This window comes from Sphaerotilus sp., assembly GCF_013299175.1.
GTDB lineage: Bacteria > Pseudomonadota > Gammaproteobacteria > Burkholderiales > Burkholderiaceae_C > Sphaerotilus.
The window spans coordinates 1-10,611 of record NZ_JAAFKF010000119.1; the positions used below are offsets into that span (position 1 = coordinate 1).

Annotated in this window: 12 protein-coding genes; 9 read left to right on the plus strand and 3 right to left on the minus strand. The window is 67.4% G+C overall.

Features of this window, described 5'->3' with window-relative positions:
* The 3 genes from QZW52_RS16535 to QZW52_RS16545 all read right to left on the minus strand — a co-directional run.
* Positions 1-768 (minus strand): nitrilase-related carbon-nitrogen hydrolase (locus QZW52_RS16535; RefSeq protein ID WP_294000768.1); only part of this gene is annotated, 768 nt, incomplete at its 3' end.
* Between the two features lie 69 nt (positions 769-837).
* Positions 838-1,242 carry a PIN domain-containing protein gene (locus QZW52_RS16540; RefSeq protein ID WP_294000769.1) on the minus strand — a complete coding sequence of 135 codons (405 nt, stop codon included), beginning with the start codon at positions 1,240-1,242 and terminating at the stop codon, positions 838-840.
* Positions 1,239-1,508 (minus strand): antitoxin, encoded by a 270-nt coding sequence (locus tag QZW52_RS16545; RefSeq protein WP_294000771.1) that lies wholly within the window; start codon positions 1,506-1,508, stop codon positions 1,239-1,241. The genes QZW52_RS16540 and QZW52_RS16545 overlap by 4 nt, the downstream gene beginning before the upstream one ends.
* A 51-nt stretch (positions 1,509-1,559) precedes the next feature.
* Here QZW52_RS16545 and QZW52_RS16550 point away from each other — a divergent pair, with 51 nt between their 5' ends.
* From QZW52_RS16550 to QZW52_RS16590, 9 genes are all read left to right on the plus strand, one after another.
* The gene (locus QZW52_RS16550; protein ID WP_294000772.1) at positions 1,560-3,005 is read left to right on the plus strand and encodes a toll/interleukin-1 receptor domain-containing protein; all 1,446 of its coding nucleotides are present in this window, start codon (positions 1,560-1,562) and stop codon (positions 3,003-3,005) included.
* 2 nt (positions 3,006-3,007) lie between these two features.
* Complete coding sequence (locus QZW52_RS16555; RefSeq protein WP_294000774.1) at positions 3,008-3,991, plus strand: AAA family ATPase; 984 nt, start codon at positions 3,008-3,010, stop codon at positions 3,989-3,991.
* Positions 3,988-6,798, plus strand: coding sequence for a formylglycine-generating enzyme family protein (locus QZW52_RS16560; protein ID WP_294000776.1), 2,811 nt, complete (start codon positions 3,988-3,990; stop codon positions 6,796-6,798). Before QZW52_RS16555 ends, QZW52_RS16560 begins: the two co-directional genes overlap by 4 nt.
* 163 nt (positions 6,799-6,961) lie before the next feature.
* Positions 6,962-7,285, plus strand: coding sequence for a type II toxin-antitoxin system RelE/ParE family toxin (locus tag QZW52_RS16565; protein WP_294000778.1), 324 nt, complete (start codon positions 6,962-6,964; stop codon positions 7,283-7,285).
* Between the two features lie 26 nt (positions 7,286-7,311).
* Positions 7,312-7,662, plus strand: a complete 351-nt coding sequence (locus tag QZW52_RS16570) for an addiction module antidote protein (RefSeq protein WP_294000788.1) — start codon at positions 7,312-7,314, stop codon at positions 7,660-7,662.
* Positions 7,659-7,916, plus strand: a complete 258-nt coding sequence (locus QZW52_RS16575) for a hypothetical protein (protein ID WP_294000780.1) — start codon at positions 7,659-7,661, stop codon at positions 7,914-7,916. Before QZW52_RS16570 ends, QZW52_RS16575 begins: the two co-directional genes overlap by 4 nt.
* Entirely contained in the window at positions 7,916-8,470 is a 555-nt protein-coding gene (locus QZW52_RS16580) for a formylglycine-generating enzyme family protein (RefSeq protein WP_294000782.1), read from the plus strand. Before QZW52_RS16575 ends, QZW52_RS16580 begins: the two co-directional genes overlap by 1 nt.
* A gap of 152 nt (positions 8,471-8,622) precedes the next feature.
* Positions 8,623-10,197 (plus strand): ATP-binding protein, encoded by a 1,575-nt coding sequence (locus QZW52_RS16585; RefSeq protein WP_294000784.1) that lies wholly within the window; start codon positions 8,623-8,625, stop codon positions 10,195-10,197.
* On the plus strand, positions 10,194-10,611 hold a 418-nt coding region (locus tag QZW52_RS16590), incomplete at its 3' end, for an AAA family ATPase (RefSeq protein ID WP_294000786.1). The genes QZW52_RS16585 and QZW52_RS16590, both read left to right, overlap by 4 nt.

Sequence of the window (10,611 nt, forward strand, 5' to 3'; positions counted from 1 at the left end):
GTTTTCATAGACCAGCGCCTGCCCGTCCCAGGCGAGGTCGGTGGTCGATTCGCCGTGGCCGGACGAGGTGTAGAGGTAGGCGGCGATGCAGCGGGCCGACTGCTGCGCCACCAGGGCGTGGCGGTAATCGGCCTTGCCCACCGTGATGTTCGACGCCGACAGGTTCACCAGCACCGTCGCCCCGGCCAGCGCCGCGAACGACGACGGCGGGATCGGCACCCACACGTCCTCGCAGATCTCGGCGTGGAATTTCAGGCCGGCGCCCGCGTCGAACAGGAGCTGGGCACCGAACGGCACCGTCTGGCCGCAGAGCTGCACCTCGGTGGACAGGGCCTGCGTGGCCGGGGCGAACTGGCGGGCCTCGTAGAACTCCGCGTAGTTCGGCAGGAAAGTCTTGGGCACGACGCCGAGCAGCCGGCCGTTATGGACCACCGCCGCGACGTTGAACAGCGCGTGATCGACCCGGAGCGGCAACCCGACGATCGCCACCGCGTTCACGCCCGCCGACGCCGCAACCACCTCGGCCAGCGCCGCCTCGCAGGCGTCGAGCAGCGCGCGTTGATGGAACAGGTCATCGCAGGTGTAGGCGGACAGGCCCAGCTCGGGGAAGGCCACCAGCACGGCCCCTTGTGCGGCGGCCTGGTGGTGCAGCGTGATCGTCTGCTGCGCGTTGTGCGCCGGATCGGCCACGCGGCACACGGGCACCGCGACGGCGACACGGGCGAAGCCGTGGGTGTAGAGGTTGAAGAACGGGTCCGGTGGGGTCACGGTGGAGGCTCCTGAGCACGTCATGACAAATCGTTCGGTGGGCGATCGAGCAGGCATTGAATAGAAAAACTACACCGCTGTCTTCACCCAGTTCTCGACGCGCAATCCGGCAATGCGCCGGAATTCCCGCTCATTGTTCGTCACCAGCGTGGCGCCAAGGCCCAGCGCATGGGCGGCGATCAGCAGATCCATCGGGCCAATCAACTCGCCTCGGCGCTGCAGATCGACCTTGGTTCGTGAATAGAAATCGACGACCTCTGCACCCAGCGGCAACACGGACAACTGACCCAGCAGCGCATCGACTCGGCCGGCGTAGCGGGTGCCGCTGGCGCGCAGTGCGCCGACACGCAACTCCATCGCGGTGACCACGCTGACAGCCAGTTCCTCCGGCTCGAAGTCGTTGAAGCGGGCCAGCACTTCGGGCGGGCGCGTCTTGATGACATAGACGCAGATGTTGGTGTCGAGCAGGATCACCGCGGGGTGTCGTCTTCGGTGCCGAACAGGTCGCTGCTGCGCTCAAACTCGCCTTGGTCCGGGCGCACGAAGCTGCCGTCGTCGTCCACCGGCAGTCGGTCGAATGCTTCGGCCAGCAGGTCGCCCAGGCGCTGGCCGCGCTTCGGGGTCAGCAGCAGTCCTTCGGGGGTGCGGCGGATGTAGACCTCGCCTGTGTCGAAGCGCAGTTCTTTAGGGATGCGCACGGCTTGGCTGCGGCCGGACATGAAGACTTTGGCGGTGGTCACGGGCGTGCTCCTGGGTGGAGATATGGCGTCTGCATGATATCGACTGGCAGGGTGCCGGCCCGTGACTCCGTATTGACAGGTGGGGCTTGGTTTGGAAAATCCCTGCGCGCATCCAAGACATTGAAAAGGGGGAATCACATGACGACCGGATCATCGGGCGCTGCGGCGCGAACGCCTTTCGAATGCCCGATCTTCATCAGCTACCGGCGCCAAGATGCCGACGGCCATGCACGCTCGCTGTACGACCTGCTGCGGCGCTGGTTCGGGGCGGATCAGGTCTTCTATGACCATGCCGATCTGCAGGCCGGCGATGCGTTTCTTCCCAAGCTCGAAGCGGCGGTCAAGGCGGCGCGTGTGACGCTGGTGGTGATCGCGCCCGAGTGGCTGCGCATCGTCAATGAGCGGGCGCAGTCCGGCGCGTTCGACGTGGTGCGGTTCGAGGTGAAGACGGCGCTTCAGCAAGTCCAGCAAGGACGGGCCGTGATCCCGGTGCGCATGGGCGGTGCTTCGATGTTTGGAGCGCCGGCGCTCGACAAAGTGCTGCGTGACGATCTGGGCACGCTGTGCGGTCTCGATGCGTTTGCGTTCGGGCAGAAGCAGGCGCAGTGGGACGAGGACGCCCGGCGACTGTGCGAGCGACTGCAGGGCCATGCGATGCCGCTGCCTGTGGCGAGTGACGGTGAACGCATGGAGGCCGCCGCGAAGGCGATTGCCGACCGCTTGGACAAGCGCGACCTCAAGGTGCTGGCCCGGTCGGATCGCTGGGGGTCGGCGCCTCTATCGGGGCGTCAGCCGAACCAAGCCTACGAGATGCTGCTGACGTTCCATACCGCCGTGGAAGCGGCGCAGGACGATTGGAACCGCGCCAATCTGAGCGAGCGGGATTGGGAGGTGTTGAAGGCCGATCTTCGCCACATCCTGTCTGTGCTGTATGGGCTGACGCACGATGCGTCGGCTGCGCGGATGTTGGCAGGGACCGTGGACGTGACAGCGCCGCTGCCGGGGCGCTTCGCTGGCACGGCCGTGTTCACGTATGCGATGGCGCAGGGACAACAGGCCGTCATTTCCGCCAACACCGAAAACGCCAAGACCTTCTTGCCCGAGCACACCGTGGACTTGGGGCAGGTGGATGCGGGCATCGGCGAGGACCGGAAGGCGCAGGTGCATCAAGAGTTCTGGGTCGATCTCTTCCGCAAACCCAAACGCCCGTATCCCCACAACGAGAAAAAAACCTCGCTGCAGGGCGAGGATCTGACCCTGCTGCGTGACCGGCTGACCACGCGCAGCGAGCGCCTGCAGCGCGCCAACTGCATCACGGCGGTCGTACCCGCATCGGCCGCTGCGCCGCAGCCGGACGATCTGCGGTCGGTGGCGGCGGAACTTGGCTGTGTCGCGCTGCCGCGCACGGGCCAGCCGGGAACCCTGCTGCGTGCCGACGAAGGCAAGGTCCACGCCCAGGTGATGAGCTGTCTGGAAACCATTGAAAACCTTGAATGACCATGACCATCCCTGACTACCCCGTCGATACCGACATCCTCATCGCTGCCCAGGGCACCTGGCCATCGTCGGTCCACCTGTTCAAGCGCGAAACCGTGGCCGCCTTGCGTGCCGCAGAAGCCACCGGGCGCCCGCTGCTGATCCGCGGCCTGCCCGGCGTGGGCAAGAGCGAAACGGCGCGGGCGGCGGCGGCGTTTGCCAAGCGGCCGTTCCTGTCCTTGGTGATCGACGGGCGCACCGAGCCGGACGACCTGAAATGGCGGGTCGATGCCGTCAAGCGGCTGTCAGATGCGCAGACCGGCAAGACGAAGAAGGAGTCGGCCTACGTGCGCCCCGAGGTGCTGTGGTGGGCGCTGGATTGGGCGGGGGCGCAGTCGCAGAGCCAGCGCGGCGGCTGTCGAGCGCCGGATGTCGTCGTGCCGTCGGGCTGGCAGCCGGGGCGGGACCGGGCGGTGCTGCTGCTCGACGAGATCGACAAGGCGGACCCGGACCTGCCGAACGCGCTGCTGGAGGTGCTCGCCAACCGGGGCTTCACGCCGCCGTTTGCCGGGCTGGGGGCGGTCTGCTGCGACGAGTCGGCCAAGCCACTGATCATCATCACCACCAACGAGGAGCGGGAGCTGCCGCCCGCGTTCCTGCGGCGCTGTCTGGTGCTGAAGCTGGAGCTGCCGCCGGACGACGTGTTGCCGGCCGAGCTGATCCGGCTGGCGCAGCGCCACCAGCGTCACCGGGGCGGTGGCCAGTGCGTGATCCTGGACGAGGTGGCCGAGGCGTTCATGGTGTTGCGCAAGGCGACGCGGGCGGGTGAGTACCTGCCCGCGACCTCCGAGTTCCTCGATCTGGTGCAGGCGCTGGCGACGCTGTGTCCTGACGACGCGCAGGCACAGCGCGAGCAGCTCCAGTGGCTGCGCAAGTTCGTCTGGAAATCGCTGAACCCGCTCCCGGCGGGCAAGGACGCGACGGCGCACAAGGCCAGCGCGGCATGAACGCCGGCGCGGTCGGCTGGGGCGATCTGCTGCGGATGCGCCATGCGCTGCCGGAGGCGCAGTGGCTGGATGCGGCGGGGGCGCTGGGGTTTGCGCCTGCGGTCGAGTCGGCGAAGGTGGTCGGGCGAGGGCCGGGTCTGCGTCCACCCGAGAGGCCGCCTGAGCCACCACCTGGCCCATCGCCGCCACCCTTGCCACCGCCTGATCCGCCGGAAGTCGTGGACCGGATGCCGTATTGGCGGCTCGCGTCGGACCTGCCCGATCCGGAGGTGAGCAACGAGGTGCCGCCGTGGCTGGCCGAAGCGGGTCAACCGGGCGCCGAGGTGTTCGAGCGCGATGTGTCCGCGCTGGCGCCGCCGCCATTCGACGTGCCGCCGCTGGTCTCGCCTGCGCGGCTGGCGGCGTGTCTGCGCCAGCGGGTGGCGGTGTTGCGGCACAGTGGGGGGCCGGATGTGCAGCGGGTGGTGAAGCATCTGGCGCGAGGCCGTCCGCTGACCGACTGGCCGCATCGGCAGCAGGACCGCTGGCCGGCGCGGGTGTGTCTGGTGCTGGACGTGCGGCGGGCACTGTGGCCGCTGCAGGAGGATCTGCGGCGCATGGCGGTGCAGATGGAAACCCTGCTCGGGGAACGTCTGCAGGTGTTGCTGGGGCACGGCGGGCCGGGGGCGGTCTGTGATCTCGACGGGGAGCCGGTCGATTTGCCGACCGATGGGCGGGCGGTGGTGGTGCTGGGCGAGATTGGCATGGGGCAGCCGGGCAGCGTGTTGCACCGGCGCTGGTGTGCCTGGGGACAGCGCCAGTCGCGGGCGGGGCGGCGGGCGCTGCTGCTGGTGCCGGTGGGGCGGGAGCGGGTGACGCGCGAGGCGGCGGCGAGTTTTGACGTGGTGCCGCTGGATGACCGGGGGCCGCTGCGGTGGGTGCGGCCGGTGGGGGTGAATGCTGCGCCGGACGTGGGCATAGCCGCAGCGGATCTGGAGGTGCTGCGGGCGGCGCTGTTCGGCAATCCGTGCGTGTCGCCGGGGCTGCTGCGCGAGCTGCGGTGTCTGCTGGCGGCCGAGGGGCTGGCGCTGGACGTGGGCAGCGAGCGGGCGCTGTGGCAGGACGCGGCGATCAGCGCCACGGCGTGCGCTTGCACCGTCGTGCAGGAGCAGCGCGAGGCGGTGGAGGCGGGATTCCGTGCCCTGCCGCCGGGCTTGCAGGCGGCGGTGGCGGGGTTGCACTGGCGGCATCTGCAATCGGCGTCGCCGCTGATCCGGGCCGAGTACGCCCGTGGGGTGCGGCCGCTGCTGGCTTGGCAGGATTCGCCGACGGCACGAGCGTTGGCGCAGGGCGAAGCGGCGGCGGAGGTGCTGGCGCGGCAAGCCTGCGCGGCGATGTGGCACGGGGATGGCGAGGCGCTGGCGTCGAATCTGGCGGCGTACCTGTCCCGGCTGGGCGGGCGCGATCTGTCGCAGATCCAGCGGGGGTCGCCTGCCTTGCAAGCGGCGTGGGTGATGGCGCACCGGGAGGATTTGCGGACAGGGCGGCTGGCGGTGCCGCAGGGGGTGGATGCGCAGGCGGCGTGCTGGGTGTTTGCGGGGGCGGCCGCGTTGCCTCGGCTGGCGCTGACGTGCTGGATGGCGGCGCCGGGGCGGGCGATGCTGCGGGTCGCGCCGGATCAGGAGCTGGCGCCGACGGTGGCGCGGTTGGCGGTGACGCCGGGGGCGCTGGAGTGGCGGCTGGACGGGCAGCGGCTGCGGGTGGGCGAGGCGGTGGCGCTGTCGTCAGTGCAGCGGGTGCATGAGGTGCGCTGCGGTGGGCGGGTGTTGCTGGTGGAGCGGTTTGAGCCAGCGGAAGAGGCTTTGTCGAGGGGGCGGGATGAATGGGGCTGGTGGGTGGAGTTCACGGTGAAAGGACGGCGTGGGCCAATCACGCAACGCCTGCGGTGGATTGCACCGGGCGAGTTCCTGATGGGTTCACCGGAATCCGAATATGAACGTTCGAGCAGCGAACGCCAGCACCCTGTCGTGCTGACGCAAGGCTACTGGCTGGCGGACACGGCCTGCACGCAGGAGCTATGGGAAGCGGTGATGGGCGAGAACCCGAGCCGGTTCAAGGGCGACCCGCAAAATCCGGTCGAGCAGGTGAGCTGGAACGACATCACCGAGAAGTTTTTGCCGAAGCTGAACGAGCTGGTGCCGGGGTTGAATCTGACGTTGCCGACGGAGGCACAGTGGGAAAATGGGTGCCGGGCGGGCATGACGACGCCGTTTTCGTTCGGGGAACATATCACGACTGACCAGGTGAACTACGACGAACAGTTTCCATATGCAGGGGGCATGAAGAACCAGTACTACGAGCGGGACTGGAGGTACCCGATGGCGAGGAAGAAGACGTTGCCTGTGAAGGAGCTACCCGCCAATCAATGGGGGTTGCACCAGATGCACGGGAATGTGTGGGAGTGGTGTCAGGACGATTATGGTGAGTATTCCGAAGGAACCTCGATAGACCCAGTTGTCCATCAAGACAGAAACGAAGGTCGCCAGCGGGTGCTTCGCGGCGGGAGCTGGTTCAACAACGGTAGGAGCTGCCGCTCCGCCGAGCGCCACGCGAACGAGCCGGATCACCGGGACTACGGCATCGGCTTCCGTCTGGCCCGAGGGTTTGCTGACCAGCCAGACCAGCATCGGAAATTTTTTAGCCAGCCGGAGTCTGGCGGGGCGAAGCCCCCTGGTATTTCAGGTATTGCGCGTAACTCGGAGAGCGAAGCGCCGCCGCCGGGCTTCTTCAAGCGCGTGCTGAGACGATTCCGCCAAGACAAGCCATGACCACCGCTGTTTGGCCCCCTTCCCCCAGCGGGGGGAGGGCTGGGGAGGGGGGCTCGCAGTAGCAAAAGTCTGCCCACTGCGCAGACCCCCACCCAACCTCCCCCGCTGGGGGAGGAGCAATACCGCTGCAGCAAGGTCAAGTAACTTATAAACTACACCGACAATGATCGACCTCTACCGCTACCAGCGCCCCGACGGCCGAGAACCCTTCACCGAATGGCTCGACGGTCTGCGGGACAAGGTGGCGCAGGCCCGCATCCGCATCCGTTTGCGCCAAGTGCAGGCGGGCAACTTCGGCGACTGCGAGCCGGTGGGCGAGGGCGTCATCGAGTTGCGCGTGCATGTCGGTGCGGGCTACCGCGCCTACTGCGGGCGGCACGGTCGCACGGTCGTCTTGCTGCTGTGTGGCGGCGACAAGCGCAGCCAGGCGTCGGACATCGACCGTGCCAAGGCCCTGTGGAACGAATGGAAATCGAGACAACCATGACCACCCTGACGATGACGAGTCCCCCTATGCCCGACATCTCGCGTCGGAGCAAGTCCCTGCGCGGCGCAGTGTCGCACCACGAGCGCGAGCTGGCTGAACTGCGCGCCGACCGCGAGCTGGCGGTCGAGTACCTGAAGGCGGCGATGGCCTCGCTGGACAATCCAGACGACCGCGCCGCTGGCCTGCTGGCGCTGCGCACGGTGGCAGAGGCGCATGGCGGTCTGGCGGCAGTGGCGGCGGACGCGGGCATCAGCCGCGAGGCGCTCTACCGTGCCTTGTCGCCCAAGGGCAATCCGACGCTGAAGACGCTGCTGGCGGTACTGAAGACCGTGGGGATGCGGCTGTCGGTCGAGTTGGAACCGCAGGCGCACGGATGAACAACAAGTTGCCACCCGTCATGCCCTTCCGCTGGGCCTGCGCCTACGGCGAGGACCGCACCGGGCTGTGGCAGGCGTTCGAGGTCGCGGGGGTGCGGCAGGTGATGCGGTGGATTCCGCCGGGGGAGTTCCTGATGGGGTCGCCCGAGAGCGAAGCCGAGCGATCCGACGATGAACGCCAGCACCGCGTCGTGCTGACCGAAGGTTTCTGGCTGGCCGACACCGCCTGCACGCAAGCCCTGTGGGAAGAGTGATGGGCGAGAACCCGAGCCAATTCAAGGACGACCCGCAAAACCCGGTGGAGCAGGTGAGCTGGCTCGACATCACCGATGAATTCCTGCCGAAGTTCAACGCGCTGGCGCCGGGGCTGCAACTGGAGTTGCCGACCGAGGCCCAGTGGGAGTACGCCTGCCGGGCAGGGACGACGACACCGTTTTCGTTTGGCAAGCAGATCACCACCGATCAGGTGAACTACGACGGCAACTATCCGTATGCGGGTGGCAAGAAGGGCGAGTACCGGGAAAAGACGGTGCCTGTGAAGGCGCTGCCCGCCAACCCGTGGGGGTTGCACCAGATGCACGGCAACGTGTGGGAGTGGTGCCAGGACGAGTACGGCGAGTATCCCGAAGGAACGGCAGAAAACCCAGTTGTCCATCAAGACAGAAAAGAAAAAGATCGCCGGCGGGTGCTTCGCGGCGGGAGCTGGATCAACGACGCCCGTAACTGCCGCTCCGCCCTCCGCAACGCGATCGGGCCGGATGGCCGGAACAACCTCATCGGCTTCCGTCTGGCCCGACGGGCTTGCTGACCAGTCAGCCAGATCAGACCAGCATAGAAATTTTGGTATTGCCAGCCGGAGGCTGGCGGGGCGGATGCCCCCAGGTATTTCGCTGCGCCCGGAGGGCGGAGCGCCGCCGCCGAAGGCGGCGAAATTTTTGAACGCCGCACTACACTGCCCCGATGCACACCCCGCCCCCCCGCCGCAAGCTCCCGATCGGCATCCAGACCTTCCGCGAGATCCGTCAGGAAGGTTGCTACTACGTGGACAAGACTGGCCTGATCGCCGATCTGGTCGAGGCGGGCAAGTCCTACTTCCTCAGCCGCCCGCGCCGCTTCGGCAAGAGCCTGCTGGTGGACACGCTCAAGGAACTGTTCGAGGGCAACCGGGCGCTGTTCACGGGCTTGGAGGCGGACACGCGCTGGGACTGGTCCGTGCGCCATCCGGTCGTCCGCATCAGCTTCGGCGGTGGCGTGGCCCACACGGCGAGCCAGCTCGGCTACCGCATCCAGTACAACCTGCAGGCCAGCCGCACCGCACTGGACCTGCCTCGCCCGCCGAGCCTGCCCCCGGACGACATGGCGGGCGACCTGATGGACCTGATCGTGCAAGCCCACGCACGGCATGGCGAGCGCGTCGTCGTGCTGATCGACGAGTACGACAAGCCGATCCTGGACAACATCGAACACCCCGACCGCGCCCGCGAGATGCGCGAGGGGCTGAAGAACCTGTACTCGGTGCTGAAGGATGCGGATGCGCACCTGAAGTTCGTGTTCCTGACGGGGGTGAGCAAGTTCAGCAAGGTGAGCTTGTTCTCGGGGTTGAACCACTTGCAGGACATCACGCTGGACCCGGAGTACAGCGCCCTGTGCGGCTACACGGAGCGTGACCTCGACACCGTGTTCGCACCCGAGCTGCCCGGACTCGACCGCGACGAGATCCGGCGCTGGTACAACGGCTACAACTGGCTGGGCGAGAGTGTCTACAACCCGTTCGACGTGCTGCTGCTGTTTCGCAAGCGGCGTTTCCGGGCGTATTGGTTCGAGACGGGCACGCCGACTTTTCTGCTCAAGCTGCTGACGGAGCGGCGCCAGTTCACCCCCGACCTCGGCCGACTGGTGAGCACCGAGTCGATCCTCTCCACCTTCGACGTGGACACGATCCCGACCGAATCGCTGATGTTCCAGGCCGGATACCTGACGATCGCCTCGGAACACAGCCGACCGGGGCGACTCGACCTGCAGTTGAAATACCCGAACCAGGAGGTCCAGTCCAGCCTGAACGACGTGCTGCTGCAGCAACTCGCGGGCGGCGTGTCGGTGCCGGGGCCGCAGATCAGCCGGCTGTGGGATCTGCTGGCGCTGGGCGATCCGCTGCCGCTGAAGGAGTTGTTCCACGCCTTCTTCGCGTCGATCCCGAACGACTGGTACCGCAACAGCCCGCTCGCGCAGTTCGAGGGCTACTGGGCCAGCGTGTTCTACAGCCACTTCGCCGCGCTGGGCCTGGACATCCGGGTGGAGGACACGACGAACAAGGGCCGCATCGACATGGTGGTGCTGACCTGCGGGGCGGTGTGGGTGTTCGAGTTCAAGGTGGTGGAGCTGGTCCCGGAAGGCCGCGCCATCGAGCAGATCCGCCGCAAGGGCTACGCCGAGAAGTACCGCGACCGGGGCGAGCCGGTTCACCTGATCGGCGTCGAGTTCAGCCGGGTGGAGCGCAACCTGGTGGCGTTCGACGTGGAGACTTGGCAGCCATGACGACGACCCGCAAGCAGAATCTCCCGATCGGCATCCAGACCTTCGCCCGACTGCGCGAAGAGGGCTGCTATTACGTGGACAAGACAGGCCAGATGCTCGACCTGATCGCGTCCGGCAGTACCTACTTCCTCAGCCGCCCGCGCCGCTTCGGCAAGAGCCTGCTGGTGGACACGCTCAAGGAGTTGTTCGAGGGCAACCGGGCGCTGTTCACGGGCTTGGAGGCGGACACGCGCTGGGACTGGACGGTGCGCCATCCGGTCATCCGGCTGAGCTTCGGCGGCGGCGTGCTGCGCGACCGGGTGGAGCTGGACCAGCGCATCGCCGAACTGCTCGATGTCTACACCGGGCCGCTCGGCCTGAAGGTCCAGCACCAGAGCATGGGCGGGCGGCTGGAGACGCTGATCCGGCACCTGC